Genomic DNA, 23,431 nt, shown 5'->3' on the forward strand with positions numbered 1-23,431 from the left:
CCATCCGTTTTAAGGCCGTCGCCTATTAGATAAAACAGCCGTTTAGTTTAACGTCTTAACGTTCGGACAATAAATCTTCGCTTCTGATCGGTGAATATACGTGTTTGCATCGCGGGTGAAATATCTCGCCCGTCGCCTGCAATTCGTCGTAAGTTAAATAAGGGCCCGACGCATCTATCGTTAGTTTCATGACCTCGCCCTCGTGAAAACGGCAATAATCCGAAGCCCCGTGCGATGATATTTGCGCATACAAAACGCCGCGACTAACGGCTTCATTGCTCGTTGCTTCGCGGTAGGTCTGCATCATTTTCGTTCGGGTCACCATATCGGCGTATACTTCCGGTTTCCAGCGTCGTCCTTTTGCGTCGACGATTCCAGTCATGACGGATTCTTTGAGGCGCTTTTTGATATCGTCTCGGATCGTCCGTCGTCCGTTTGTGCCCGATGCCATGTTGTACTTTATAGAATCGGAAACGGCTCGCCTGACTGCGGCTTTTGTTTTCCGATCTACGTTCTGCGTGACAGCTAAAAGGTCCGCTTGCGTATCCGCAATAGCAGCCGAGACCATCGCCTCATTAAGTTCGTTAAATTTAACGATGAGAGCCGCCTGTTCGACCGATTCTGCGACTTTAAGTGAAACAAGGGTATTAATTACGCCTTCGTTCGCAGCGATAGGGACGTTTTCACTAACCCACCGTGCCGACTTTGAATCAAGGTCGGATAAGATTCGACTGATTGACTGAAGCGTAGCAAGCGCGTTGGCTCGTCGGTAGTTCGTAATATCAACGCGTTCAAGCTCGGCGAGGATGTCTTTGATGGCGGAACGGTAATAGCCGGCAAGCTGCTTCGTTTGATAGTCGTAGTTAGGTGCCGGTACTTTCGTCATTACTCATCGTCCTCAGGTTCCGGCGGCGCTTCCGGTTCATTAAAAATCGACGCATCTACAAAGCCATTTGCGGACGTTTCGTCTTCTTCAATGCGGCGCATGATTTCGTCTGCCTTTTCGTCGTCAACGTCATCCATCGCCTTGATTGCGCTTCTTACATCAAGCGTCGGCTTACCTGCCGTTCTGATCTGCATGATCTCCGCCCATTCTTTCTCGTTCTGCGGAATTCCGTCATTCCAAATAGCACGTGGATAAACAGCGCCATCAACCTTGATCCGTTTGACCGCCTTTTCTAAGAGCATGCAAGTCCATAGCGCATCCCGAATCGCTTTATCATAGTGCGCACGGATTCGTTTTACCTTAGAAAGAATCGGCATGAAGCGCGCTTTGATTGCGGCGCCGTCTGTATGCGAAGTACCCGTTCCGCCCGAGTTATCCCCCGACATCGTGGTTCCGAAAAGCCATTGCGGCGTTTCCGACATCATAAATACGTTACTGAACAGAACGTCGAGTTCCTTAAAAGCCGCGTCTAGCTGCGCTTGCCATACCATGTAGCCCGGCGTTACATCTTCTTTTCCGACTGGTATATAGGCGCCTCCGAATTGAACTGTGTTTCCTTCATCTTGAATCTCCGGACCATACGCTGTAGGGTCGCTATGTTTCCATAGAATGTAGTCTATCTGTACTAAACGGTCGTTAATCGCAGCAAATACCGTCTCTAACTTCTCTAAGCCGCCGATCCCAAAGAACTCGTCGTCTATTGACTTGTACGGGACATGAAAGACCGGTATATGCGGCAGGTGTGTTTCCTCGATATCTTCTTCGCGACCTGTCGGAAGTTGTTCGCCGATTTTAAATACAGATACGTGCGTACCTGTTGAGGTATCAACCCCGTTTTCGTATAACCGATATCGCGAATAAAGGATATAACCCGGCACATGACGTTCAACGTTTAAGAACGGAATCTCCGTCTTCTCGGTTTCGACCCACTCTACCTGCGCAATGTTGACCGCTTTTAACTTCTTGACGTTTCCGACACTGAACTCCGGAAAGACTGCGCCTGCGCTTACGTGTTCAATAATCGCTTCCATTTCGGCATCTGCCGGTACGGGTAGGCCGAGCTTCTCAACCTCCGAAAAGTCTTGGCGGTAGCCGTAGCGCACCTTAAACCATGAGTCTCCTCGGAATCCGTTAGCCGTTGCGCTTTCGTGAAGAAGCTGATTAATATCGTTTTCTTCTACGTAGCGATTGAGCGCTTTTTGTTCCTCGCTATCATCGGGTAGTCCGCTTTCGAATTGAACCGGTTCGCCTACGAGAAGATCAGCCGGTTTCGTTACGAGAATGTCGGCAAGATTAACCGCGATATACAGCTTTTTTAACTGCTCGGCCTGCGGCGAATCTTTAAGAATGTCGGTCGCACGTTCATAGACGTCTCGGTGTCGTCCTTCAAACAACTTTTTCATGCGTCGATATTTCGCTAGCCGTTCAATTGAGTCAGCCGGAGGAAACTGTGCGCCGGGTCGGATGATACTGTACGTCTTAGTATGCGATCCGTCGTCGGGTTCGTGGTTGCGGTGCTTAAATAAGTCCGTAAAACCCATCGCTTATTCCTCCTTCAAAAGATCGTCTAATTCGTTAGTTAATGCGTTTATATCCTCGATTGTTTGATTATCCGATGTATTGTCCGTAATAATCTGTCTATCCGCCAACTTACCGATTAATTTCGTGTAAATTTCGATAGCCTTCATCGACGGCTGTTTCCCTCGTATTGAGCGCATCAACTGACCGTAGACTTCCGCTTGATGACTCGCTAACATCTCGTCAGCAAGTAAGCCCATGTACTCGATAAAGACTGGATCTTGTGTTCGCCATCGATATAATCCCATACGCGACATACCTAGTTCTTCGGCTAGTTCCGCTTGCGTTTTCTTCGCTCCGTCTTCCGGCATTATTTCATTCATGGCACATGCAAGGGCCGCTTTCCTTTTTTCATACGATAGCTTTGCTTCTAGTTTCTTTTTTAACGACATTTAACGTCCTCCTTCCGTTACATATACTTAGGCTTCGATTGAAGCACTGTCTTAGCTCGTTTACTGACACTCACCGCCATTTCTAACGCATCAGGTAAATCATCGTGCCAATTAGATCCATACCGTTCAAACTGTTCTAGTAAAAGCGTTTGGCTTCGATGGAATTCGATCTCACCTTTTTCAATTTGTGGCATGAGCGCTTCTATACGTAGCGCTTTCCGAGACCGCTGATTGATCTTGGAAACGCGTGTAGTAGACGGGTATCCTTTTAACGCTAATTCACGTTTGATAGCGTCTACGAACCATTCTTGTGCGTTTTGAGACTCCGCAGCGATACGATCCGGCTGATACTCCATAACTTTCTCGACAATTACCTTGAGAAATTTGTCAGGGTGAAGTCGTTCTCCGTAAGCGTCGATGACGTGTATTTTTCCAGTCTTTTTATGTTTTGCTATCGTAACAATCGCGGAAAAGTCGCCTTTCTCTTTCCCCATCGCAAAGTCAATTCCCATATAGATAGAGAATTCTTTGTGGCTAAGTCTGAAGTCCGTCCAATACGAAAAGGACTCCGGTTTAAATATCTGCGAGTCCTCGTCAATTGGGTTATTCATAAACTCGGTATTGAATGCCTTTGTGCCGATATTGACTTTTTCGATCATCAGCGCAGCTATAGGAAATCGTCCGGGCCATAAGACCTCTGCTCCGTCGTCCATGTCCGCTTTATGTTCTTCATAGAATTGGATAGCAGCGCGCGCATTCGGAGTAGACATCGAGTCTTCCGATTCGGCCTGCATCATTTCTTCTACCTCTTCGTCGCTTGGCACGTACTCTTTGTAAATACGTTCGAACTCCGCCCAAAGGTCGGTTCTCTTTGGCGGCTTGATGATTGCCGGAAAACTATTCTTAATAAAATCGCGACGTTCGTTCAATACGTAGTTCAGCAAACTATCGAAGTGTACAAGTGTTCCCATGAAAATAAACGCAGTTTTTGTAGGGTCACCCGCAGGCATAAGATCTTGGTTAAGCCAATCCTTCGCCTTCTGACGCAATTCAGGCGTATTGTTCGAGTCAAGCGACTCCAAGTCGTCCAATAGAATTAAGTCCGGTCGCTGCGAGCCATTACGGAAACCCCGGATCTGTGTTCCGAGGGACGTCGCTTCCATCTTGATGCCGGTCGTCGTAATAAAAGCCGTTTCGGAATCTTTTTCGTTGCGCGTTTTCTGTTCGTAGAGAACTTCGCCAAAGTCTTCTCGTAGCTTTTGGTTGTATTTAAGCTGACCGGCGACCCACTTAATGAACTTAATCGATCCGGCGTTCGTTTCCGAGATAATTAAGATCATGCGGCGCTTTTTATACACGATCTCATGCACCGGAAACGCGTTCGATAGGTAAGCCGACTTTGCGTGCCCCCTCGACGCTGCCCATGCGATACGAGCCGTTTTATTACGGTTAGATACCGAGTCGAGGATAGACGATAGTTTCCGGTGAAAGTCGGGCGCGTCGTCCATGTCTACTGCGGTCGTCGGCACGAGATTATCCGGATTACCCGGGTTCCGTGCTTCCGAAAAGTATTCGTAGAAGAAATAAAGCATATCGGTCTCGGCGCGATGGACCCGTTTCAGTTTGATTAGTTCGTCGCGGTCCTTGCGCATAAGATCGACATGATATTCTGTATGCTTGCCCGCCTGAATAATGTCGCGCAGTTTCTTCAGCCGTTCCGTTACGGCCTCTATCCACGCCTGCCGTTCTTCACGTTCCAAAAACTTTCCGTTAATAAACGCCAAACTACCGCCTCCTTCCCGTCTATTTTCCGTTGACTTGACGAATTCGATATCGTATAATGAATGTAACTTAAAAATAATTAAAGTATATTGGAGTGAAAACGTATGGCTAACGAAGTGAACCCGATCAAAAGTAAACGCGATTTCAATAAACTAAAAAACGCCCTCAAACCCGGTCGCGACCGTCTGTTATTACAATTAGGGACGGCTTTTGGGCTGAGAATCTCCGATTTACTTTCACTTAAGGTCGGCGATCTTCGCGGCCAAACGTCTCTTAAAATAACCGAAGCCAAGCGCAGCAAAACGCGTGTCATTACGTTCTCGCCCGCCGTCAAAAAACTCGTCAATGACCTCGAAGGCGCCGACGATGACTACGTATTTGCAAGCCGGAAAGGCGCTAAGCCGATTAGTCGCGTTCAAGCATACCGCATTCTTAACGAAGCAGCCGATCGCGCCGAAATCGCTAAAAAGATCGGCAATATCGGTACTCATACGCTTAGAAAAACGTTCGGCTACCGTTTGTATGAAATGGATATCGCAGTCGACCGTATCATGGCGATTCTCGGGCACTCTTCCGAAAAAGATACGTTAAAGTATATTGGTATCACAGCCGATGAGATTTCGGACGCATACGAGAGCATCGCGATTTAAGTCGTGGTGCTTTTTGCCGGTAAAGTTCCGTATCCGATTAATCTATTACGACCCGCATGTACCGCAGATGTGTCATAGCCGACAGTTCCTACGTCTACTCCGATCAATCTGTCGTTTTTCTGCGCCTTTTCATATCCTTTCATCGCCGCTTCTAACTCAGCCAACGATTTCGTCGCGTCTTTTGCTGCGCGCTGGACCGCTTTGAGGCCTTTGATAGCCTCCGAAACATCTACGTCCACCTTTACGTTTAAATTGCCGACTGATTCGCGTTTGTTTTCCGCCATTCACGTCATCCCCTTTGTCCGTTTTATTGCTGCGTATTTGAACGCAAGCACAAAAAGACCTCCGGCGCTGACCGGAAGCCTCGTTCTGATTGCGTGTTAGTCTATAACTTTTTCGTATGTCTCTTCAAATATCTCTTTTTCAACCGGATAGCGCTCGCCTCTAACACCGGTAACTATATAGTGCTTACCGACTTCAACCTCGTACCAACCTTCAAGCGTTTTGATCGCCGGCTTATTATTCGCTTTAGGTATAGGTCCGCCTTTCGGATAAAACCCGATTAATTTGTCCGAAAACACCGGATAACTAGCGTACCCGTCTTCCATACCGCTCTCAAAAAGAACCGCTTCGACTACGACCGGCTTTTTGCGATACTTCGTCATCTATTCGTCCTCCCCGTATGATTGCGTTTACTTACCGAAGATGTACTTTAATGCCTTTAAGGCAGTACGTATTTTCCGCCTGAAAGGTACGCTAGGTCCTGTGCCATAAACTACGTGGTTAGTGACATGAAACGCAATTTTAGTCGAATCATCCCGTCTCAACTCAAATACCGGATTATTTTTTGATAAAATTAGGTCGCCGTTTCCTTCGATCTTAACAATTCCGGACTCTCTCGTATCAATAATCACCTTCCGAACCTCCTTCGAAATCACACGAAATTAGCGCTTTACACCGTCTACCCTTACGAATACCCTAGTCGGCTACTAAAACGTCTAATTTCGTGCAGTTTACGTGTTAAAATCGTTATGCTAGTCCGTATCGTTCCCGCAATATTTTCATATCGGCGGATATTTCCGCTTTTAACGCGTCGATTGCCGCCGGTTCTGAGCCGTCCGTAAGCCGTAATTGCTTAAGCGTCTCAATTTTCGTTCTCAGCGCGCTGTTCGTGATCGCGGTCGGGTAGTGCGTACCGCAGACGATGCAGTCAAAGTACGTTTCGACGACGCCTTTACGTACGTCGCGTTCTTTTAATACGATGGCGGTCCGTTGTTTGCATGCGTCGCAGGTGACGAAGTTAGGTAGTGCGGTCATCGGCGATCACCTCGAATAGTCACCGTCTCGAAATAGAACACGCCTGGCTCATCCGGGCATAACGGAATCTCCTGCGGCTGTGTTTCCGCACTTTTCGCAATAAGTCGATAGTTACTCGTTCCCCAAGTAAGTCCGTTAGGGTCTACGAAAGTTTCCTGCTTAATTTCATAACCGTCTAATTGCGTTAAGTCTTCCGGCCGCTCAACGCCTAAGAAGATGCGAACCATTTCGCTAGTTTCTCTCGTCAAGTATCTGTTTTCCATGATACGAATGCATCCGTCCATTTGAACGCCTCCTCTTCGTTTAAATTAGCGTATTAACCCTCTAGCCCTTCCGAGAAACTTCGGATGATTAACATACGTCTACGTAGGGCCAGACGATTAACACCCCGAGTTTTAAAAATTGTGCGCAAGTTTTGTTTACTAGATTCCGCGTTTTCGTTTGGGGCGCTTGGGGGCGGGCGGCTTTCGTTTATTTTTTGCGATTATCATTGAATAACGCATTCATAACGTTGCATAACGAAAGTAACAAAAAGACTTTCTGTTACATTCGCGTTTAATACAAACGTTGGTGTGTCGCGGTTGGTAGCCGTTCGACCAACGCAACTAAACGAATGAACTTTATGCATCGTACCAGCCCCGCCATGCCTCCATTCGTGCGGGCTACCTATGCCGGACGTCATGCATACGATCGTGCATAAACGGATTGGCTTCGGCTTCCAACCCCCTGAGTTTTCGGAGACCTCGTCCTCCAGCGCCGTCTGCTTGGTTATGGACGTCTTCGCCTGTCTCTCTCCGTCACCCTACCGTCCGCCTTCGTACTATATTATATACACCGCCTGTGCCTGCCGTTACATAGCGGCTCTAGGACGGTACCCTATTCGGCTTTCCAAACGACGCCCTCCCGTTAGTATGTTACGTTCATTTACGTCCTTCTATAACGTAAGACAGCATTTACGTAGTAAACGTAGGGTACATCTCCGCAACCTTTAACGCTATCCCTTCCGTATACATTTAAGTAATAGCGCCCTCGGCTCCGCCTCGTCCGCAAATAAAGACCCGCCGTCCTTCTATATATGTATTCTATTGCGTTATCTGCGGAACGTAGTGACGCTAGGTCTTTCCTAAGAATAAGACAACGTTAACGCCTAAAAACGGCTGTATCCCACGTGGCTCTAGGCGTCAAGGCGGTTTTGACGTGTTCTGTTTTCGCCACACTGAAAGGCCGTTTTGTTCTGTTTTCGCCACACTGAAACGACGGCTCCCCGTTTTTGGACGCAAAAAAAAGAGACGCTCGCCATGAACGTCCCTACTTTTCGTCTGTGTTGTCCTCTATTTCGAATAGATCTTCGTACTTCCATCCGCCTGCTCTCATTAGGGCGACGACTTGCCAATCTTCGTGTCGACCATTCAAATCGAACCGCGAGATAGAGCCCTGCGGAACGCCCGACGCCTCGGACAGCCGTGTTTGCGTCCAGCCATCCGCCTTCATTAATTCCTTCAGACGCGGCCTTACGTTTATGCGCTTGCCCATCCGCATCACCTCCGTATTTATATAAGTAATTATACGATATCGAATATTATTTCGCAATATTCGTTGACATACGATATACGATATCGTATAATTAAGGTACAGAAAGGAGGTGCACGAATTGATTGAACTGGCTACTAAGATATCCGTCTTGCTTGCGTCGTGGTTGGCGATCATCAAAACCGCAATGGAAATCACGGCTATGAAGAAACGGCGGAAAGCAAAGAAAAAGCGACGGTCTCCCTCCAAGAAGAAACGTCGCAAGTAAACGGACGGGGCGATAAGCCCCGGTTCAATCAATTATACCACACATGCGCAAAATTAATACGCTTGATACGTTGCTCATTATCGTCCTGGTCGCTTGGATCGCATTCACGGATTACGCTAAATGGCAGCCGATTGACTGCGCAGCCGTCGCAACTTTAATTATTTTCGGCTTTACGGTCGCTGTAAAATCGCTTATGAAATAAGACGTCGAGCAGCCGTCCCTACCTAGACTATTACGACGCAATTAAGACGGCGCTGACGTACTAAAATCGTGGAGGAATCGTTAAATATGATCGAGTATAATTGCCCGGACTGTTCATTCGCCCGGCTAGACGTAGAAATCGAACCAGCCGCTAAGTGCCCGAACTGCGGTGGCCTTCTAAACATCGAGGAGGAGATCGCCTAATGGACGTAAAACTGACAGCTTTAGACGGCACTCATACGACAGCCGATCCGCTACAAAGAGCCGCCGAACTATTTATAAGAGAACGCGACGATGCGCCTGCTGGCTTTGACTTCGGCTTTAGACTCGCCTTAATCGCGTTCGGATACGATATAAACCTAAAAACCCTCGAAGGAGATGACGTATAATGAAACGTTTTATTACGATAACAATCGCGGTGGTATTAATGACGCTCGGCCTGACAACGCCCGCCAATGCGGCATCTATAACGGTAAAGGTTGACGCGCCATACTACACGCCTAATGCGACGTCAGTGGACGTAGTAGCAATGAAAAGCAGTGGAAGCCGCGTTTACTACACGATGACACTACAGCAGAAGTACACCGACGGATGGAAGTCGAAGCAATCGCAGAGCGGCGAGTTCGTTAAAAGCACGCCAGTCAAACGCTTCTATACCGCGTCTATGACGAACGGCCAATACCGAATCAAATTAACGGCTTATAGCAGCGCGACCAAGACGAAAAAGATCGGCACTTACTATTCGAAAGACTTCGCAGTAACGAGATGGTAGGCGCCTAAAATACGAGGAGGACGACGATATGAAATTCCGCAGATTCTTGTACGGATGGGCTAGGTTTTTGGGAGACGTAAACGCAGTTAAGAAAAACGACGTAGGCGGTCGGATCATGCGACGCAGCGTCGGAAGGGCATTCGGAAGATTGTTTAAATAAGCGCATAGATACGTTATAATACGAAGGTTGTGAGGTGAAAGACGTGAATAGACCGCAGCCAGGCGATTATGACGTATCTGTCGTTTATGATATTCGCGATATGCCCGACGTTAAGAGCGGACGGTGTGATAATTGCGATACATCGAAGTTTAACAGTTCGATCAAAGGCGGAGTTTTCCTCCGTAAGTGTTCAAAGTGCGGCATGACTAAACGAATATAGCGCAAAAATAAAGACGCCCTCAAAGGCGTCCTTTTTCGTTTATTTAGCGCGACTTCTTGGCATGATCATCGAATAGTTTTCGCACGGCCACCGTCCATTCCGTTTTAAAGCCTTCGGGCTGGCGGAACAATAAATCCGGATGTACTAAGTATCGTACCTCGTTGCGTGTTCCGGTGACTAAAACGGCGCCAACGCCTTGTAGCCGCCCCATTATTTTCGAGACCGTCGAAGCGTCGTGTCCGATTATCTCAGAGAGCGTCTCGCGTCCGATATAGTCAATATCCGCCTTTTCCGCGTTTGGATCGGCGCAAAGGTAATATTCGCTATAATGAAAGAACGGGATGATCTTATAAAGCATGCCGATTTCATTTAGACGCAGATTAGCAATGGTCTGACGTGCCTTAACCGTATATACTTTCGTAAATACTTCGCTTTTGATGCGACCACCCATCGTATGAAAACGGCTGCTGACGTAAATGCCGTCGTCTTTCAGCTCGATCAAGCCGAGTTCTGCCAAGCGACCGACCAGCACATTAGCATTCGAGCGGCTACGGTCAAGCAAGCGTGCTATGTCCGACTTATTCATCGGGTCTCCTGCCGCTCCTTTGACGAGCTTGCCGTCGCTTTTGATACGTAGCTGAAGCATGATTTTAACCATTGCGCCTGCTTCCGTAAGTGATAGGTCGCGAATAATAGCGCTGAGTGTGTCGTTATAAGATACGATGTAATTTCGTCCATGATGGAACCGTTTCTTCGTCACTAAGGTCGCTCGCAGGCGTGCCTTTTCGAGTTCTTCCGGTGTTCTAATGACGGCTTTTATGGCGTCCGGCACAAATACGCCGAGCTCTCCGTCCTCATTTACTACGCGATCATACCTCATCATACCGCCCTCTTTCGTATTTATCGCAAAACAAAAGACGCCTATTGAGCGTCTGACCTTACCGTTTTGATGCCGGTTTCTATATTTACGGTGAATTGTCCACCAGACTTCCCGTTGACGAAATCATTGTATCTTTTGCGAGCCGTCCTATTACGCGCTTTTGCGTGACGGTCCGTGAATAGATTATCGTAAGGCGACCGTGTGCGTCGTTTAGGTACGCCGTAATTGATGCCGGCGATGTCGTATTCTTCGGCCATCTTGTCGGATGCTTCGCCTGTCTTGCGTGTCTTTTCCATACGCTCGGACATGATCGGGTATTCTTCGGCCGTCATTTTATTGCGGCGCGTATCCGATAGTTCTTCGTACAGGATTAAGTCGGAAAGACGTTCCAGTGCGTTTGATGGCGGTAAGCCGTCGTATTTCGCGAGTAAATCGTTAATTGCTACGACACGTGCCTCGCGCTCTAAGGCGCCTGCTTTTGTACGTTCGTATAGTTCCGTAATGGCTTCGTGCAATTCTTCCTTCGTCAATTAGGCGTCCTCCCTACCATAAAACTAATTCGCTTTTAATATCATTTATTGATTCGCGATTAAGTCCGTGTATTATAAGCATGATAATAATTATCGACCAGGATAACGGATGAGCAGCGCGTATTTTAATACCGTATCGATTCATTCGCCCATACGTATAGTAGCTCTTACAGAGCTTCACACATCCTAAACAGTAAATAATCTTAGTAATCAGGGGCGCGGTCTTAAAGAATTCCCGTCTCGTTTCGTGCCTCATTCCGAACCCTCCTCCGTGTATGCGTTTAGTAAAATTGATAATACTCTCGGCGAAATTCGCGGATGGTTCATGGTGTCGTAGCACCATCGTACATAATCTCGTAATTGCTCGATCTCTTCATTCGTTAATTCGTCCGTCATCAAACCGCCCCTTTCGTCCTTCCATACCCTTCGCCGTGCGACGCCCAATAATAGTAGATATCACCTATCTTCGTAATAGCCGTTTCCAAATGTTCGCGAAAAGTTATTCGAGATATTCCAAGCGCCGCACCCGCCTGTGTTTGCGATAGGTCATCGAAATAGACCAGACGCAGTGCCTCGTACTGCTTTCCGGTCAGCGACGCCAATTCGATGGCACGGTTCAGGTCGATCAAGATATCGCAAGCAGCCATGTCGCCCAAGAAGCGGCGCTGTCTTAGAGTTGTATAATCGGCAAGAAGCGCCTTGATGCCGTCGGGTCCGTCAAGCTTATATTGCGTTTCATATCGTAAATGCTGGTCGGGCTTGTTCGTCGATGCACCCATTAAGACACCTCTCCGTCTATTCCACATAGTAAATGAAGGAACTTAGTTTCGGCACTAACTGCACCGTACTCCGTTGGGTTTATTACATGGGCGGGAATCTCTTCCGATTCGATGAGATTATCGTAAGGAATTAAGTCATCGTCCCAAGTCACATCTAACTCATCCGCGGTGAAATCAGTATACGGAAGTACATTAAGTGATGAGAAATGCATAAAGTCGTCATGATCGTTTTGAATAAAAAAAGCACCTTTACTTTTCCTAGTCAAGACGTCACAATGCACGACAACGGCATTCATTCCTCGAAATAATAAATTAAACAATAGGAAAGGTATTGCACGATCGCTCATTTCCTCGCAATGATAGAAATACCACGAAGGCTTGTAATCAAACGGTGAGTGCTTAATACGATCAGACTGCCATTTTGCGATTGTAAGGCCTCCCGTACCTGCACACCCATCGTAACTGGAAGTAGATTCAAGGCCGTCATCGGTAACTCTCGCTAAAAGATCGGTCACACTACGCGGAGTAAAATCTTGTTTCTTAGTTTTTCTATCCGCGTGCTCATCCTGAAAGTATTCGTGAAATACATCCTTCTCAGTACAGTTAAGTACCGGATCAGCTACGAATTGTTTAAAAACGTCCTCACGACGCTCCCGATCGAACAAAATTTCCATGATTTTTGATGGCGCTTTATATGAATCGTCTATCCCGAAGATACGATTAATTTTTTCCGTTACTGATTCGCCCAATCTTACCGCCTCCTTCGTTTGCTTCCCGTCTATAAATCGTCTATAATCGTCTTATAAAATAAGCGAGGTGTGTCCGTATGGCATTAGAATGGATTTCCGCAGTTAGTAATACCGCCTACATAACGTTAGATAGTCAGAAGAGAATATACGTTAACGCTGCGACTAGGGCTTTACTTGGAATACCGCCAAATACTCGATTTCAGCTAGTGATCGGCTACGATAAAGAAGAATCGTGCCTAGTCGTTGCAAAGCCGGAAATGGTTAAAACGGATGTTCAGCCGTTCCAGTTCGATAAAGATTCGTATAGTAAGCGTGCTCGTCACGTTTTGGAAGGCGCCGGTCTAGAGGATCGAGAATTACCGTTGCGCTTCTATTTGATCGGCGATGGCAAGGCGTCTAAGCAGCCGCACCTAGCTTATCCGAAAGGTACTTACGCGTTCTCTTTGAGCTGATCGGCCATAATTTCGTCCAGCCGGGCATATAAATCGTCAAGCGTGCCGTCATTTGTGACTTCGTAATCGACTTCGAAATGATCAAGCGCCGTTTCAGTCGGGTGGTCCATATCGGCCGCTTTGAACTTGTCGCCACGTCTTTTTGCGCGATCAAAACGTGTTTCGTACGGTGCAGTAATACGCAGAATTTTGAACCCCTCCGCCTTGACACGTTCGTATTCCTCCACCATCCGCATATCCGTGATTAGTAGGTTGCTAGGGCGGCAGCATCGCAGTTCTTCGTGTTCCTTGATGCGGCGGAATACGATATTGATCCACACATATTCAGCGCCGGGAATCGGTAGCTTTTTAATACCCTCGATGAAGTCACGCATAGGCTGACGCTGTTTTTCGTCGCCGTCTAATTCCGGGAACAAATCGCCAAATACCGACTTACCTTTTGCGGAAAATGTGAACGGAAAGAATTCGTATATTGATACGAGATACTTGACGGCTTCATCTTTGCCAGCGCCTAGCTTACCTGTGATTGCGAGCTTCATAGGCCAGCCTTCTTTAAGCCGATGAGGATTTCCGCAATTAGGGAGCCGCTTTGCTTCGTATTAGAACCGATGTCAGCCGCTACTTTTGCGAGCTGTTCGCCGAGACGTACTTTATCTTCATGTAGAGCGTTGATTTCCACTTGATGGCGTGCGACAGTGCGTTTTAACTCCGCCACCTCTGCGCCTAGATTGGCTAGGACGGTGATGACGTCGGATTCTTTCGGTTCCTCTTCCTCGTGGTCATCGATAACCGGCGTTAGTTTGTACGTTTCGCCTCCACCGGAAATAATAGGACCACACGTCGCATCCCATGGCGCGATATTGACAGGATTCCCGCCGATTTCCATAGTGAATTTAATCGCGTCCTTTTCCGGATCTTCTAAACGGTAGCGCTCACCGTCAATGTGAACGATGTCGGTCGGTTCGAGTACGTCGTATTCTTCGAGAGCTCCGTCAAGATAATCCTCACCGCGATGGTCTTTATCCAAATAACAAGAGCCGTCGTCGTAGCTATCGTCCATCTCTCTTACGTTGGCGATAAACCCTTCCGGAAAATCTCGACTGAAAGTTACGATAATCTTCTCGCCGACCTCTGCGTTCCTATCCACCGCTACATATTCGCGATCAACGCCAAGCTTTTCGTCCTTTAATACGTGTATCATTCCGCCGCCTCCCTTTTATCTCCGTAAATTACGTCTTTTTTCACGTCAATCAATTTCGCATTACAGCATCCGGTTTTACAACGCTCATGCTTCTTTAATACCGTCATTGTCTCCGTGTAGCCGCTCTTTCCGCATTTTTCACATTTAAAACGCACAATGGGGCCGAATAATATCGGAACATCTGTTGAGCTAACGCCGTGTTTCTTCAGTTCAGCCTCAAACTCGACGCATCCGTCTTGGTAAGAGCGTCCTACCGAATATAGCGCGTAGTGTATTAATTCGTGGCGCAAAACGTCGATGACTTCCGTTCTACTCGCGTAATCCATTAGCTTTCCGCTGATTTCAATATCTAAGGCGCCTTCTCTATCGCTGTGTTGAAACCAGCCGAGTGTATTTCGTAATCGATTGTTGCGTTTAATTGGAATTCCGAGTTTCATGTCGTAGTTCTCCGCTAGAAACCGTTCCGCTTCCTCTATTAGCTCCTCGACTGATACCGCCATAGACAGCGCCTCCTTAATTCGTTATGATTTCCGCCTTTAGCCGTTGCCGTCCGAATGCCTGCGCCTCAGAAACGCCCGCAACGTACAGATCGATATGTCCTTCCGTAATTGCGCCGCCACGGTCTTCGCAAGTCCTGAAGCCGATGCCCTCGATGTTTAGCCGAGTCCCGAACGCCATTGACGGTGGACAGGCGATCGTACGGCCCGTTTTGGTGCGTGCGCCACTTGCCGTTACGCCGTAGTCGGGATCGCCTGCTGACTTGCCCGTAGACTCGGCGCCGTTTGTGTACGCTGTCACTTCGTATGTTTGCGCTAGTTTTGGCGCTTTCTGCTTGCGCTTGACTACGTGCTTCGTCGGCTTCTTAGCCTTCGTCTCTTTAAGCGCCTTTACTTCGCCCTCTAACGTCTTGATGCGTTGATTGGCTCGCTGTAAAGCCGCTTGGTCGGCCGTTAATATAGGCGCCGGTTTTTCTTCCGCCGGTTGCTGCGTACATAATAAGCCGCACGCAATCGTCATTGTCGTCATTATGCCGATGCAGACACCCCCTCGAAGAATTGCGCAGTCCACGGCTCGACTTCGGTTACGGCACGACGTAAGGCTTCTGCTAGGTCGGCGATTTCCGCCTGTGCTCCGTTTCCGCGCCGTCTCTTAGCGTAGAAGTCTAATAGAGCACGTAAGTTAACGGTCATTACGAGATTAGTAGCCACGGCTTGCGGTAGGACGGCTCGGGCATCCTCGGCTGGCACGCCTGCCTTACGCAAAAGATCGTAGGACTCTTGAGCGTGTTTCATTACGTCATCAAAAATATCATCCGCAGTTAAATCGTAATCAGTGCCCTCTACTGCGGTCTTATCTCCCGTAACACTTTCCGGCACGACGTAATCAAACCCGCCCGATCTGTCACCGCTTCCCATCCGCACATAACGCTGTGATTGGACGCTGAAGCTAAAGCCAGCGCGGTGTCGTGTTAATTGCGCTAATAAGGCGCGGCTGACGCCTTCGATCGCAAAGGTGAACGTCAGATGCTCCACGGTCGACGTGTGTTTCGATGCGACGATCTGCCGGAATAGTCGGTCGGCATCCGTGCCCGCGCCGCCATCTGATGCGCTGTTGCCGAAATACTTGGCGCCTTCTTTGGCTACGATTTCGGACGGCTTGTTCGGGGAATAACAAGTCCTGATCGCGGATAGTGCGACCGCTTGGCCGTCGGTTGCTTCGTAATCGTCGAAGTGAAATACGTCCGAGGTTCCGTGATGTAGAGATCGGTAGAATTTATCGCTTAATTGCGTATGTGCGAGTAGTTGTACGTTCATTTTGGTTTCCGCCATTGTTGATCCTCCTTCGCTAGACTTTCGAAAACTCCTCGGTATTGTTTGTTAATAGATTGCGTAACTATATCCCGCGCCTTCTCTTTCGTAGTGACACGAAAGGTACAATCGTCTTTTCCATATAGTCCGTGATTGACAACATAATCTCGAAACAGCTCGTTCATATAGCCGAGGTCGCCCGCGCCGTAGAATTTTCCGTTCAAGAAGCAGGCGTAGATTTGTGACACTATAACCGCTCCTTGCCTGCCGGCTCGCTGAAATACTCCGGATGCGCCTCCCCGACTCCGCTGCTCCCGAAGCCGCCCGCACCACGTTCCGTTTCTCCCAGCGCATCCACAACCGTAAAGGTCGCTTGCTCTACCGGTTTAATAACCGCTTGGGCAATGCGATCTCCTTTGCGGATGCTATACGTTCCTGAATAGACTGTATTCGGAAGATGAGTACGTTCTCCATCGGCGGTGTTGATGTACCAAGAACGCTTATGAAATACGCTATGAGGTCCGGCCTCCAAATGCGCAGCGCCGAGTATTGTCGCATTATCCACGAGCACGCCAACCTCGCCTGCGTACCCGCTATCCACCGTCCCTAGTTGAACGCGCAGGGTCGTCTTCAGCGTAATACCCGACCGGGGCCTGATTTGCATTTCGTAGCCTACCGGAATCTCGAACGCGAGACCTGTCGGCACTAGTTTCGTCTCACCCGGCTCGATAATGACGTCTTCCGCCGCGTATAGATCGAAGCAGGCGTCCGTCGAATGCGCGTATGTTGGCGTAGTTGCGTCGGCTGATAGCCGTTTAATATTTACGTTCATTGTGATGCCTCCTTTTTAACCGCACCTGTAAGTAAGGCCGCCGCAATAGTAACGAAGTAAATTACGGTCTCTACGTTGGATGGTCTAAAGCATTCCAACCACGTCGCGGTACCGATTATTACTATTCCCGCTAGAATATAACGCATCTACTCGACCTCCTTCGCCTTCTTACCTTCCTCAAACGGCAGCGTAACCACGTATAGTAAGAACGGCGCTCCCGCCGCCACGAACCACCAAAAGCCTGCCGCATGTGCGTACCAAAAGGCCGGTACGATTGACGCTATTAGAAGAGCGCCTCGGTTAATCGTCTCTCGCATACGATCATCTCCTTAATTTCGCTTTCACTTATACAGTCGCATGTGGACGGCGTAAATCGGGACATTAATCGGCAGGAAAATAAATTATCCGTTTATCAGGCGCTTTTACTCCGTCCCCAATTAGACTCGCGGATAAGTTCGAAAGTCCATCCGTTGTAATCGGTGCGCTCACCGCGAAGGCACTTCTTAATAGTAGGTCGGTGCAGGCCGTGTTTAGCAGCGAAGGGACGTAGGCCAGAAACCGTAAAGGATTCTCCGGAAGGCGCCGTCGCTATGAATAGTAGTTTTGTTGCCGAAACATCTCGATATTTTCTATTAATCTCTCTTGTCACGAAGCAGCACGTAGACGCCGAATATACTCGTTTAGATTTACATAAATCGAACTGTTTTATGTCCTTATCTAACTCAAGTTTCCCTCGATCAAAAAGTTCCCTGTCGAACCCTTCAATGACCGTAATATCCTTCAAAAATAATTCGAAGGAGTGCCAACGTTCACAGACGGAAACGCCAGCCCCTCCGTAGTTAGGATAGCCGCTGCTAGATTTGTCATAGCAACGTTCTAATATACCCGCCCACACGCTATACTCGCGCTTATGCCCAACCATCTTCGTATCTCCCAAATAGCCAACTCCGAAGACTGAACGCTGGAACCGGTCTTTTATTTTACCGCGCTTTATCTCTACTTTTTCTACATCTCTTTCGTAGCCAGTTTCAAGAAAACGAACACGAAATATCGAAGTTCCGTTCTTTTTCCTTCTGACGAAACGCACAACTTGATACGATTGGTCGGCGTTGTTTTTGAAGAACCTACCGACTAACTCATCTCTAATCATCGAAAAAGAAGTCCTCATCGCGAATTGCTTCAGCCGTCGCTTTCTTGTAACCGTTCCCTTTTAGACTAAACACATCAAAAGATTTCGTCTTCGTACTCAACCCGTTAATCACGATCGGATTGACCGGCTCATCCGGAAAATGGGCTTCAAAGCCGAGGTTCATGAGCGCCTTATTCGCGTTATACCTAACGAAGGCCTTAACGTCATGCGCCAAGCCGACCGCTCCGTACACATCATCCGTATATGCGACCTCGTTCTCGTAAAGACCCGCCAGTAAACCGACCGCCCATTCGTGTAATGCCGCCTTAACGTCGTCCGTTTGACTATTATAAATTTCCTGCGCCAACAGCCCGACATATACGCCGTGGATCGCTTCATCACGAATAATAAGGTTAATTATCTCGCCGCTCTGCATCATGCGCCCCTGCCCGTAGAAATACAACGGATAGTAAAAGCCGCTGTAGAATAGGAAACTTTCGAGATACACCGAAGCCACCATCGCTTTATATAACGAAATGTCATCGCCTGCCTTGATGTCGCGATAGAGGTCGGTGATCAGCTTCGCTTTGCGCTGCAAATACCGGTTTTCCTTAACCCACTCGAAGACGGCCGTTATGGTCTCCGAAGGGGCCAGCGTTAGAAAGATATTCGAATAGGACTTCGCATGGACTGCGTTCTCCATCATCGCCATGAAATTAAGTACGGCCTTGCGCTGGTGACCATCTACGTGCGCCATAATGGCGGGCATGCCGGTATTACCTTGCTCCGTATCTAGCAGCGTTAGGCCGGCGAGTACTTTCATATACGTATCGCGTTCGGCTGGCGTAAGATCTTTCCACGCAAGTAGGTCGCCGTTTAGCGAAATCTCCTCCGGTAGCCAAAACTGCTTGACGTTCTGATCGTAGAACATGGCCGTGAAATTATCGTCTGATTGCGACCAGTTGGCCGCTGTGAATGTCGTCAATTATTCGTCCTCCATTTCGTCTCTGTTTTCACGGTAATAGGCGGCCGCTAAATTCTTCAATCGTTCCAAGTCTGCGATAAATTCGTTAAACATTTCCGCATCATAGAAGCATTCGCCATGATCGATGCTGCACGAAATATCACAAGCTAGGTCCTCAACTTCCCATCTTAAACTGCGCATGATAGGCACCCTTCCTGCGTCGTATCCTTAGTGCGCGCATAATAAAGCGTCTTGATTCCCTTGTGGTGTGCGTATAGGTCAATCCGATTTAAGTCACGCGTTGTCATCGTATCTTTTAGGAATAATGTAAAGCTGATTCCTTGATCGACGTGCTGCTGAATGGTTGCGATCATATCGACGACCTTAAACATATCCATGTCGTACGCTTCCTTATAGAAGAACCAGTTTTGCGGCGACAATCCCGGCATAGGATAGTACGTCTTCGAGTTTCCGTAAGTCCGCTCCTCAATCCGTTCCATAATCGGCATGACCGAAGCCGTAGCCGACTGTACATACGAAATCGATCCGTTAGGGGCAATCGCAAGTCTATAGGCGTGATAGAGTCCGTGCATATTTACGTTATCGCGTAAGACATCCCATTCGAGAGGTGTCGGAATTACGATGTCTTTAAACAACGCCCGTACTTTATCCGTTTTTGGCCGGTAATCACCTTCGAAATACTTCTCGAAATACTCTCCGTTCGCATACGTTGACCCTTCGTATCCTTCAAACGTCGTACCCGTTTCCTGCGCCAATTCATTCGAGCGCACCAACGTCCAGTAATTGATCGTCGCGAAGAAAACGTTAGCAAAGTCGCGCGCTTCCTCCGATTCGTAGGCGATGCCATTTTGCGCTAGATAGCCGTGTAAGTTCATCGCGCCGAGGCCGATCGATCGCATTTCACGGTTAGCCTTTGCGACGGCAGGTGCGTTTTTGATATTCGTAGATTCTGAGACAACCGTAAGTGCGTCGACGGCTAGTTTGACGGCATTTTCGATTGAGCCGCCCGCCATTACATTCGCGATATTAAGAGAGCCGAGGTTGCACGAAATATCTAAGCCGATGTTGTCCTGTTCGCCATAGTCGTTGTATTCCGAGACGGTTGACGCCTGAAGCACCTCCGAACATAAATTGGAAAACTTAACGCGGCTGATGTGATTAAGCGCATGTTCTCGGTTAACGTTGTCTTGAAACATGATATACGGATATCCCGATTCAGAACGAAGCACGGCCATCTTTTCGAGTAGCTGTCGCGGGTTAATCCGTTCCTTACGCACTGCCGGATTATTTACGAGTTCATCGTACATTGCGCCAATGTCCATCTCGTCAAGATGCGTGCCATACGCCTTGTAGACCGTGTGCGGATAGAAAACGTAGGCTGGACGATCTTCCCGCGCTAATTCAATGAATTTATCCGGAACGACTACGCCGATGGACAGCGTTTTGACCCTTACGTCTTCATCTGCCGAGATTTTTTTCGCATCTAAGAAATCGTTTATATCCGCGTGGAATACGTTTAGATACGCAGCGCCTGCACCCTGCCGCTGGCCCGCCTGGTTAATATGCCGCAATGATTGGTCGAGGTTTCTCATGATCGGAACTACTCCGCTCGTAACGCCCTCATGACCCATAAGCGACTCACCTTTTGCGCGAGTCTTTGAAAGGTTTACGGAGATGCCTCCGCCGATTTTCGATAGCTGGCGCACCGTCGAATTCATCATGTTGATATCGTTCAGCGAGTCGTTGACTTCGAGCAGGAAGCACGATACCATCTCGCCTCTACGTTTGCGCCCGGCGTTCAAAAACGTAGGCGTCGCCGGCTGGTATTCTTGGCGAATCATTAGTTTCGCAAACTCGATCGCTTTAGCGCCGTCTCCTTTTCCGAAGTACAACGCACAGCAAGCGATGCGGTCTTCGTAGCGTTCGAGAATCTTCTTGCGATCGTTCGTCTTCAGCGCGTAGTCGTTATAGAATTTGAATGCGCTCATGAACGAAGGGAATCGGAACTTGGCGGCATAGGCCGTTTTGTAGACCGCTTTGATTTCCTCGAAAGTATAAGCGTCCAGGAACTCGGTTTCGTAATAATTGTTGTCGCGTAAATAATCGAGCTTCTCGCGTAGGTCGTGGAAAAATACGGTGTTTTGATTTACGTAGTCTATAAAATAAGCACGGACGGCTTCTTCGTCTTTCTCGAATTGAAACCGTCCGTCTTTTTGAATCATAATTTCGTTATTTAACTCGATGTATCTTTCGTGTTTATTCGTCATGCGGCGCCTCCTTCTTTAAATTCATGCGCTAGTCTTTCTTCGGAAATACGAACGTAACTCTCTTCAATCTCAAAACCTACGAATTTTCTATTCTCTTTTAGCGCAGCAACTGCAGTTGAGCCAGAACCCATGCAATTATCTAAAACGGTCTCACCTTCGTTAGTGTACGTTTTGATTAAATATCTCAACAGATCCACAGGCTTTTGAGTCGGATGTAATTGACTTTTTTGCTTATCCGTTGGGAAAACGAGTACACTTCTCGGATATCTTTCAGTGCTATCGTACGAAGTGTTCTGATATTCTCCGTAATTTGTGGATTTACTGCAGCTATTCTTGTGGGCAGCCTTGCTTACTTTTCTTTCATGTCCAGTAGTTTTTTGCGGATTATATTTCGGGAGTTTCTTGTAGAATACGAGTATATTTTCATGCGATTTCATTGGCATCTTTTTAGCGTTAAGATGACCAGTCGGCTGTGTCTTTTCCCATATCCACTCATATCGAAGTAGCTTGAGATTGCTGCAGGCTAGGACCTTGTCGAATGGAGTTTGCGCAAATAACACGATAGCCCCGTTATCTTTAATTACTCTTTCGTACTGCTCCCACAAAGGCTCGAATGGGATGACAGTATCCCACTTATTGCGCGTCGTTCCGTAGGGCAGATCGCAAAGTATCATATCAACCGACTTATCCGGAAACATCCGCATCCCCTCGATACAATCCTGATGATATATCCGATTTAATTCGAGTTCTCCGATCATCTCTTTACCCAAGCGCCGTCACCCTTTCCGTGAATAATCTAACGTCCTCTTCCGTCCCTGCTAATTCGAATTTTCCGACCACCGGCACGCCATAAAGCGTCGCAATAACGTCGGCAGCCGCGCCAAAGCCGTCTCCCCATGCACGATTTCCCGACGCAGCCACGCTGACCATTAAATCGCCATTATCCTTAAGCCATTCGCTTACCGTCGCGGGCGGCTGACCGAAGTCGTACGTCGGCGTTACGAGCACGAACGGTTCCTCGACGACCTCGCTCGTCTTGATTTCGCGTGCCTGACCGCCCAGCCCGGTCTTAGCGATGAACCGCCGTACATTGCCCGTCAGCGAGTAGAAATAGACGATCATATGTTAGCTCCGGCTACGTGCGCTAGTAATACCGCAATCGGGATAAAAAGGAGTACGTAATAGAGTAAGCTTCCTAAAATTTCATCGTAAGTCATCGGTGGGTTTTTCACTAAAGCAAGAATTGCGAGGCAGAATAACGCAATGTACGTAATCATTCCGACTCATCCTCGACCTTTATACACTCGACATGTTTCTTAAAGAAAAACGCCGCTGTTTTCGAAGTTGTTAAAGAAAAATTCTCCCTACTATCGACCCATTTAGTTTCTATCTCCCCAACGATGTCATCCGGTGTGCCGTTATAGATATGATTTTTTCCTGATCGCATCATTATCGTTACTCGTTTACTCATTAGCGTTCACCCTTTCTTCTTAATATCGGCTAGGCTTCGTCCCAGCTTCTTTAGCTGCCGATCAACCTCTGCGGTACCTTCCTCACCAAAGTACGCCGGATCTGCGCCGAGAACTTTAGACGCTTCTTCCATCGCTTTATAGAAAATAGCATCGCTAATCATCCGTCCTCACCCGCCTCGACGTCCATCGCCGCCAATTCTTCTTCGAGATCGTCGACCTTCTCATTTAGATAGTTGAGTTCGCTTTCTAAATCGTCGATTTTATTTTCGGTAACCTCAACCAAGTCGTACAATTCGAAAAGCTCCGCTTCAATTTCTTCGTATTTACTCATCCGCGCTCACCTCTCCGTTCAATTTCCGCTTCTAATTCCGCAATTCTAGCAGCCGTCCGGTCACGCTCGATTTCCATCTCGGTTCGCTTTAGTTCTAGTCGCATGAGTGCGTAGTTGTGATCGCCCAAGTCCGATTCGAGCCGCCGTTTCATGTCGAGTAAATTAGCGATTGGCGCAACGAAAATGTCCCCGTATTCCAT

The 23,431-nt window shown here is 48.0% G+C and carries 38 protein-coding genes; 7 read left to right on the forward strand and 31 right to left on the reverse strand.

Annotated features, from left to right (window positions below; all coding sequences use genetic code 11):
- Positions 1 to 55: 55 nt before the first annotated feature.
- Genes IEE86_RS16665 through terL form a run of 4 tightly spaced genes read right to left on the reverse strand, consistent with a single transcriptional unit; the run spans position 56 to position 4,700 of the window.
- A complete protein-coding gene (locus IEE86_RS16665) occupies positions 56 to 886 on the reverse strand; it encodes a phage minor capsid protein (protein ID WP_191098173.1) in 831 nt (276 codons plus the stop codon).
- Entirely contained in the window at positions 886 to 2,487 is a 1,602-nt protein-coding gene (locus tag IEE86_RS16670; RefSeq protein ID WP_191098174.1) for a phage portal protein, read from the reverse strand. The genes IEE86_RS16665 and IEE86_RS16670 overlap by 1 nt, the downstream gene beginning before the upstream one ends.
- Positions 2,488 to 2,490: 3 nt before the next feature.
- Positions 2,491 to 2,916 (reverse strand): phBC6A51 family helix-turn-helix protein, encoded by a 426-nt coding sequence (locus tag IEE86_RS16675; protein ID WP_099496794.1) that lies wholly within the window; start codon positions 2,914 to 2,916, stop codon positions 2,491 to 2,493.
- A 17-nt stretch (positions 2,917 to 2,933) separates the two neighbouring features.
- Complete coding sequence (terL, locus tag IEE86_RS16680) at positions 2,934 to 4,700, reverse strand: phage terminase large subunit (RefSeq protein ID WP_191098175.1); 1,767 nt, start codon at positions 4,698 to 4,700, stop codon at positions 2,934 to 2,936.
- 102 nt (positions 4,701 to 4,802) lie between these two features.
- Between terL and IEE86_RS16685 the strand changes: the two genes are divergently transcribed.
- Positions 4,803 to 5,348 carry a tyrosine-type recombinase/integrase gene (locus IEE86_RS16685; RefSeq protein WP_191098176.1) on the forward strand — a complete coding sequence of 182 codons (546 nt, stop codon included), beginning with the start codon at positions 4,803 to 4,805 and terminating at the stop codon, positions 5,346 to 5,348.
- Here the strand turns inward: IEE86_RS16685 and IEE86_RS16690 are convergent.
- The 6 genes from IEE86_RS16690 to IEE86_RS16715 all read right to left on the reverse strand — a co-directional run bounded on the left by IEE86_RS16690 (position 5,345) and on the right by IEE86_RS16715 (position 8,198).
- Complete coding sequence (locus IEE86_RS16690) at positions 5,345 to 5,632, reverse strand: hypothetical protein (RefSeq protein ID WP_191098177.1); 288 nt, start codon at positions 5,630 to 5,632, stop codon at positions 5,345 to 5,347. The two genes, IEE86_RS16685 and IEE86_RS16690, sit on opposite strands and share 4 nt — an antisense overlap.
- 96 nt (positions 5,633 to 5,728) lie before the next feature.
- Positions 5,729 to 6,013 carry a hypothetical protein gene (locus IEE86_RS16695; RefSeq protein WP_191098178.1) on the reverse strand — a complete coding sequence of 95 codons (285 nt, stop codon included), beginning with the start codon at positions 6,011 to 6,013 and terminating at the stop codon, positions 5,729 to 5,731.
- Between the two features lie 27 nt (positions 6,014 to 6,040).
- On the reverse strand, positions 6,041 to 6,262 hold the full coding sequence (locus IEE86_RS16700; RefSeq protein ID WP_191098179.1) for a hypothetical protein: 222 nt from the start codon (positions 6,260 to 6,262) through the stop codon (positions 6,041 to 6,043).
- A 115-nt stretch (positions 6,263 to 6,377) separates the two neighbouring features.
- A complete protein-coding gene (locus IEE86_RS16705) occupies positions 6,378 to 6,665 on the reverse strand; it encodes a hypothetical protein (protein WP_191098180.1) in 288 nt (95 codons plus the stop codon).
- Complete coding sequence (locus IEE86_RS16710; RefSeq protein WP_191098181.1) at positions 6,662 to 6,949, reverse strand: hypothetical protein; 288 nt, start codon at positions 6,947 to 6,949, stop codon at positions 6,662 to 6,664. Before IEE86_RS16710 ends, IEE86_RS16705 begins: the two co-directional genes overlap by 4 nt.
- Positions 6,950 to 7,973: 1,024 nt before the next feature.
- On the reverse strand, positions 7,974 to 8,198 hold the full coding sequence (locus IEE86_RS16715) for a helix-turn-helix domain-containing protein (protein WP_191098182.1): 225 nt from the start codon (positions 8,196 to 8,198) through the stop codon (positions 7,974 to 7,976).
- Positions 8,199 to 8,316: 118 nt separating this feature from the next.
- Between IEE86_RS16715 and IEE86_RS16720 the strand changes: the two genes are divergently transcribed.
- From IEE86_RS16720 to IEE86_RS19455, 5 genes are all read left to right on the forward strand, one after another.
- A complete protein-coding gene (locus IEE86_RS16720; protein WP_186316922.1) occupies positions 8,317 to 8,463 on the forward strand; it encodes a hypothetical protein in 147 nt (48 codons plus the stop codon).
- A gap of 43 nt (positions 8,464 to 8,506) precedes the next feature.
- Complete coding sequence (locus tag IEE86_RS16725; RefSeq protein WP_191098183.1) at positions 8,507 to 8,665, forward strand: hypothetical protein; 159 nt, start codon at positions 8,507 to 8,509, stop codon at positions 8,663 to 8,665.
- A gap of 202 nt (positions 8,666 to 8,867) precedes the next feature.
- Positions 8,868 to 9,053 carry a hypothetical protein gene (locus IEE86_RS16730; RefSeq protein WP_191098184.1) on the forward strand — a complete coding sequence of 62 codons (186 nt, stop codon included), beginning with the start codon at positions 8,868 to 8,870 and terminating at the stop codon, positions 9,051 to 9,053.
- The gene (locus IEE86_RS16735; RefSeq protein WP_191098185.1) at positions 9,053 to 9,436 is read left to right on the forward strand and encodes a hypothetical protein; all 384 of its coding nucleotides are present in this window, start codon (positions 9,053 to 9,055) and stop codon (positions 9,434 to 9,436) included. Before IEE86_RS16730 ends, IEE86_RS16735 begins: the two co-directional genes overlap by 1 nt.
- Before the next feature lie 203 nt (positions 9,437 to 9,639).
- Positions 9,640 to 9,816, forward strand: coding sequence for a DUF8096 family protein (locus tag IEE86_RS19455; protein ID WP_411955707.1), 177 nt, complete (start codon positions 9,640 to 9,642; stop codon positions 9,814 to 9,816).
- A gap of 43 nt (positions 9,817 to 9,859) precedes the next feature.
- On the opposite strand, the gene IEE86_RS16740 is transcribed toward IEE86_RS19455, so the two are convergent.
- The 4 genes from IEE86_RS16740 to IEE86_RS16755 all read right to left on the reverse strand — a co-directional run bounded on the left by IEE86_RS16740 (position 9,860) and on the right by IEE86_RS16755 (position 12,754).
- The gene (locus IEE86_RS16740; protein WP_191098186.1) at positions 9,860 to 10,696 is read right to left on the reverse strand and encodes a MarR family transcriptional regulator; all 837 of its coding nucleotides are present in this window, start codon (positions 10,694 to 10,696) and stop codon (positions 9,860 to 9,862) included.
- A gap of 41 nt (positions 10,697 to 10,737) precedes the next feature.
- Positions 10,738 to 11,226, reverse strand: a complete 489-nt coding sequence (locus IEE86_RS16745; RefSeq protein WP_191098187.1) for a hypothetical protein — start codon at positions 11,224 to 11,226, stop codon at positions 10,738 to 10,740.
- 395 nt (positions 11,227 to 11,621) lie between these two features.
- The gene (locus tag IEE86_RS16750; protein WP_191098188.1) at positions 11,622 to 12,005 is read right to left on the reverse strand and encodes a sigma factor-like helix-turn-helix DNA-binding protein; all 384 of its coding nucleotides are present in this window, start codon (positions 12,003 to 12,005) and stop codon (positions 11,622 to 11,624) included.
- Positions 12,005 to 12,754 (reverse strand): N-6 DNA methylase, encoded by a 750-nt coding sequence (locus IEE86_RS16755; protein ID WP_191098189.1) that lies wholly within the window; start codon positions 12,752 to 12,754, stop codon positions 12,005 to 12,007. Before IEE86_RS16755 ends, IEE86_RS16750 begins: the two co-directional genes overlap by 1 nt.
- Before the next feature lie 77 nt (positions 12,755 to 12,831).
- On the opposite strand from IEE86_RS16755, the gene IEE86_RS16760 reads away from it, so the two are divergent.
- Positions 12,832 to 13,206 carry a hypothetical protein gene (locus IEE86_RS16760; RefSeq protein ID WP_191098190.1) on the forward strand — a complete coding sequence of 125 codons (375 nt, stop codon included), beginning with the start codon at positions 12,832 to 12,834 and terminating at the stop codon, positions 13,204 to 13,206.
- Here the strand turns inward: IEE86_RS16760 and IEE86_RS16765 are convergent.
- The 17 genes from IEE86_RS16765 to IEE86_RS16845 form a co-directional block, all read right to left on the reverse strand.
- Positions 13,185 to 13,745 (reverse strand): nucleoside/nucleotide kinase family protein, encoded by a 561-nt coding sequence (locus IEE86_RS16765; RefSeq protein ID WP_191098191.1) that lies wholly within the window; start codon positions 13,743 to 13,745, stop codon positions 13,185 to 13,187. The genes IEE86_RS16760 and IEE86_RS16765 overlap by 22 nt on opposite strands.
- A complete protein-coding gene (locus tag IEE86_RS16770) occupies positions 13,742 to 14,407 on the reverse strand; it encodes a hypothetical protein (protein WP_191098243.1) in 666 nt (221 codons plus the stop codon). Before IEE86_RS16770 ends, IEE86_RS16765 begins: the two co-directional genes overlap by 4 nt.
- Positions 14,404 to 14,907 carry a SprT-like domain-containing protein gene (locus IEE86_RS16775; RefSeq protein ID WP_191098192.1) on the reverse strand — a complete coding sequence of 168 codons (504 nt, stop codon included), beginning with the start codon at positions 14,905 to 14,907 and terminating at the stop codon, positions 14,404 to 14,406. Before IEE86_RS16775 ends, IEE86_RS16770 begins: the two co-directional genes overlap by 4 nt.
- Positions 14,908 to 14,920: 13 nt before the next feature.
- Entirely contained in the window at positions 14,921 to 15,433 is a 513-nt protein-coding gene (locus IEE86_RS16780) for a 3D domain-containing protein (protein WP_191098193.1), read from the reverse strand.
- A complete protein-coding gene (gene thyX, locus IEE86_RS16785; protein ID WP_224741054.1) occupies positions 15,433 to 16,236 on the reverse strand; it encodes an FAD-dependent thymidylate synthase in 804 nt (267 codons plus the stop codon). Before thyX ends, IEE86_RS16780 begins: the two co-directional genes overlap by 1 nt.
- Positions 16,218 to 16,463 carry a hypothetical protein gene (locus IEE86_RS16790; protein ID WP_191098194.1) on the reverse strand — a complete coding sequence of 82 codons (246 nt, stop codon included), beginning with the start codon at positions 16,461 to 16,463 and terminating at the stop codon, positions 16,218 to 16,220. Before IEE86_RS16790 ends, thyX begins: the two co-directional genes overlap by 19 nt.
- The gene (locus IEE86_RS16795) at positions 16,463 to 17,047 is read right to left on the reverse strand and encodes a dUTP diphosphatase (RefSeq protein WP_191098195.1); all 585 of its coding nucleotides are present in this window, start codon (positions 17,045 to 17,047) and stop codon (positions 16,463 to 16,465) included. Before IEE86_RS16795 ends, IEE86_RS16790 begins: the two co-directional genes overlap by 1 nt.
- Positions 17,048 to 17,459: 412 nt before the next feature.
- Positions 17,460 to 18,197, reverse strand: a complete 738-nt coding sequence (locus tag IEE86_RS16800) for a hypothetical protein (RefSeq protein WP_191098196.1) — start codon at positions 18,195 to 18,197, stop codon at positions 17,460 to 17,462.
- Positions 18,190 to 19,161, reverse strand: a complete 972-nt coding sequence (gene nrdF, locus IEE86_RS16805; RefSeq protein ID WP_191098197.1) for a class 1b ribonucleoside-diphosphate reductase subunit beta — start codon at positions 19,159 to 19,161, stop codon at positions 18,190 to 18,192. Before nrdF ends, IEE86_RS16800 begins: the two co-directional genes overlap by 8 nt.
- Positions 19,162 to 19,341 carry a hypothetical protein gene (locus IEE86_RS16810; protein WP_191098198.1) on the reverse strand — a complete coding sequence of 60 codons (180 nt, stop codon included), beginning with the start codon at positions 19,339 to 19,341 and terminating at the stop codon, positions 19,162 to 19,164.
- Positions 19,329 to 21,428, reverse strand: coding sequence for a class 1b ribonucleoside-diphosphate reductase subunit alpha (gene nrdE / locus IEE86_RS16815; protein ID WP_191098199.1), 2,100 nt, complete (start codon positions 21,426 to 21,428; stop codon positions 19,329 to 19,331). The genes IEE86_RS16810 and nrdE overlap by 13 nt, the downstream gene beginning before the upstream one ends.
- A complete protein-coding gene (locus IEE86_RS16820) occupies positions 21,425 to 22,198 on the reverse strand; it encodes a DNA-methyltransferase (RefSeq protein ID WP_224741055.1) in 774 nt (257 codons plus the stop codon). Before IEE86_RS16820 ends, nrdE begins: the two co-directional genes overlap by 4 nt.
- Positions 22,191 to 22,550 carry a class Ib ribonucleoside-diphosphate reductase assembly flavoprotein NrdI gene (gene nrdI, locus IEE86_RS16825; protein WP_191098200.1) on the reverse strand — a complete coding sequence of 120 codons (360 nt, stop codon included), beginning with the start codon at positions 22,548 to 22,550 and terminating at the stop codon, positions 22,191 to 22,193. Before nrdI ends, IEE86_RS16820 begins: the two co-directional genes overlap by 8 nt.
- The gene (locus IEE86_RS16830) at positions 22,547 to 22,705 is read right to left on the reverse strand and encodes a hypothetical protein (protein WP_191098201.1); all 159 of its coding nucleotides are present in this window, start codon (positions 22,703 to 22,705) and stop codon (positions 22,547 to 22,549) included. Before IEE86_RS16830 ends, nrdI begins: the two co-directional genes overlap by 4 nt.
- Positions 22,706 to 22,905: 200 nt before the next feature.
- Positions 22,906 to 23,061: a hypothetical protein gene (locus IEE86_RS16835; RefSeq protein ID WP_191098202.1), complete on the reverse strand. Its 156-nt coding sequence runs from the start codon at positions 23,059 to 23,061 to the stop codon at positions 22,906 to 22,908.
- Entirely contained in the window at positions 23,058 to 23,231 is a 174-nt protein-coding gene (locus IEE86_RS16840; protein WP_191098203.1) for a hypothetical protein, read from the reverse strand. The genes IEE86_RS16835 and IEE86_RS16840 overlap by 4 nt, the downstream gene beginning before the upstream one ends.
- Positions 23,228 to 23,431: a hypothetical protein gene (locus IEE86_RS16845; RefSeq protein WP_191098204.1), complete on the reverse strand. Its 204-nt coding sequence runs from the start codon at positions 23,429 to 23,431 to the stop codon at positions 23,228 to 23,230. The genes IEE86_RS16840 and IEE86_RS16845 overlap by 4 nt, the downstream gene beginning before the upstream one ends.

Origin of the sequence: Bacillus crepusculi, assembly GCF_014764715.1 — a bacterium.
Taxonomy (GTDB): Bacteria; Bacillota; Bacilli; order Bacillales; family Bacillaceae; genus Bacillus.

What these genes read in the sequence shown, in the direction of transcription:
- IEE86_RS16665 (WP_191098173.1), bottom strand. Translation starts at nt 886, where the DNA reads ATGACGAAAGTACCGGCACCTAACTACGACTATCAAACGAAGCAGCTT.
- IEE86_RS16690 (WP_191098177.1), bottom strand. Translation starts at nt 5,632, where the DNA reads ATGGCGGAAAACAAACGCGAATCAGTCGGCAATTTAAACGTAAAGGTG.
- IEE86_RS16695 (WP_191098178.1), bottom strand. Translation starts at nt 6,013, where the DNA reads ATGACGAAGTATCGCAAAAAGCCGGTCGTAGTCGAAGCGGTTCTTTTT.
- IEE86_RS16845 (WP_191098204.1), bottom strand. Translation starts at nt 23,431, where the DNA reads ATGGAATACGGGGACATTTTCGTTGCGCCAATCGCTAATTTACTCGAC.
- IEE86_RS16725 (WP_191098183.1), top strand. Translation starts at nt 8,507, where the DNA reads ATGCGCAAAATTAATACGCTTGATACGTTGCTCATTATCGTCCTGGTC.
- IEE86_RS16705 (WP_191098180.1), bottom strand. Translation starts at nt 6,665, where the DNA reads ATGACCGCACTACCTAACTTCGTCACCTGCGACGCATGCAAACAACGG.
- nrdI (WP_191098200.1), bottom strand. Translation starts at nt 22,550, where the DNA reads ATGATCGTCTATTTCTACTCGCTGACGGGCAATGTACGGCGGTTCATC.
- IEE86_RS16710 (WP_191098181.1), bottom strand. Translation starts at nt 6,949, where the DNA reads ATGGACGGATGCATTCGTATCATGGAAAACAGATACTTGACGAGAGAA.
- IEE86_RS16840 (WP_191098203.1), bottom strand. Translation starts at nt 23,231, where the DNA reads ATGAGTAAATACGAAGAAATTGAAGCGGAGCTTTTCGAATTGTACGAC.
- IEE86_RS16730 (WP_191098184.1), top strand. Translation starts at nt 8,868, where the DNA reads ATGGACGTAAAACTGACAGCTTTAGACGGCACTCATACGACAGCCGAT.
- IEE86_RS16750 (WP_191098188.1), bottom strand. Translation starts at nt 12,005, where the DNA reads ATGGGTGCATCGACGAACAAGCCCGACCAGCATTTACGATATGAAACG.
- IEE86_RS16780 (WP_191098193.1), bottom strand. Translation starts at nt 15,433, where the DNA reads ATGACGACAATGACGATTGCGTGCGGCTTATTATGTACGCAGCAACCG.
- IEE86_RS16735 (WP_191098185.1), top strand. Translation starts at nt 9,053, where the DNA reads ATGAAACGTTTTATTACGATAACAATCGCGGTGGTATTAATGACGCTC.
- IEE86_RS16830 (WP_191098201.1), bottom strand. Translation starts at nt 22,705, where the DNA reads ATGATTACGTACATTGCGTTATTCTGCCTCGCAATTCTTGCTTTAGTG.
- IEE86_RS16775 (WP_191098192.1), bottom strand. Translation starts at nt 14,907, where the DNA reads ATGGCGGTATCAGTCGAGGAGCTAATAGAGGAAGCGGAACGGTTTCTA.
- IEE86_RS16835 (WP_191098202.1), bottom strand. Translation starts at nt 23,061, where the DNA reads ATGATTAGCGATGCTATTTTCTATAAAGCGATGGAAGAAGCGTCTAAA.
- IEE86_RS16770 (WP_191098243.1), bottom strand. Translation starts at nt 14,407, where the DNA reads ATGATACACGTATTAAAGGACGAAAAGCTTGGCGTTGATCGCGAATAT.
- IEE86_RS16760 (WP_191098190.1), top strand. Translation starts at nt 12,832, where the DNA reads ATGGCATTAGAATGGATTTCCGCAGTTAGTAATACCGCCTACATAACG.
- IEE86_RS16675 (WP_099496794.1), bottom strand. Translation starts at nt 2,916, where the DNA reads ATGTCGTTAAAAAAGAAACTAGAAGCAAAGCTATCGTATGAAAAAAGG.
- IEE86_RS16685 (WP_191098176.1), top strand. Translation starts at nt 4,803, where the DNA reads ATGGCTAACGAAGTGAACCCGATCAAAAGTAAACGCGATTTCAATAAA.
- IEE86_RS16810 (WP_191098198.1), bottom strand. Translation starts at nt 19,341, where the DNA reads ATGCGCAGTTTAAGATGGGAAGTTGAGGACCTAGCTTGTGATATTTCG.
- thyX (WP_224741054.1), bottom strand. Translation starts at nt 16,236, where the DNA reads ATGGCGGAAACCAAAATGAACGTACAACTACTCGCACATACGCAATTA.
- IEE86_RS16740 (WP_191098186.1), bottom strand. Translation starts at nt 10,696, where the DNA reads ATGAGGTATGATCGCGTAGTAAATGAGGACGGAGAGCTCGGCGTATTT.
- IEE86_RS16795 (WP_191098195.1), bottom strand. Translation starts at nt 17,047, where the DNA reads ATGAACGTAAATATTAAACGGCTATCAGCCGACGCAACTACGCCAACA.
- IEE86_RS16765 (WP_191098191.1), bottom strand. Translation starts at nt 13,745, where the DNA reads ATGAAGCTCGCAATCACAGGTAAGCTAGGCGCTGGCAAAGATGAAGCC.
- nrdE (WP_191098199.1), bottom strand. Translation starts at nt 21,428, where the DNA reads ATGACGAATAAACACGAAAGATACATCGAGTTAAATAACGAAATTATG.
- IEE86_RS16715 (WP_191098182.1), bottom strand. Translation starts at nt 8,198, where the DNA reads ATGGGCAAGCGCATAAACGTAAGGCCGCGTCTGAAGGAATTAATGAAG.
- IEE86_RS16670 (WP_191098174.1), bottom strand. Translation starts at nt 2,487, where the DNA reads ATGGGTTTTACGGACTTATTTAAGCACCGCAACCACGAACCCGACGAC.
- IEE86_RS16800 (WP_191098196.1), bottom strand. Translation starts at nt 18,197, where the DNA reads ATGATTAGAGATGAGTTAGTCGGTAGGTTCTTCAAAAACAACGCCGAC.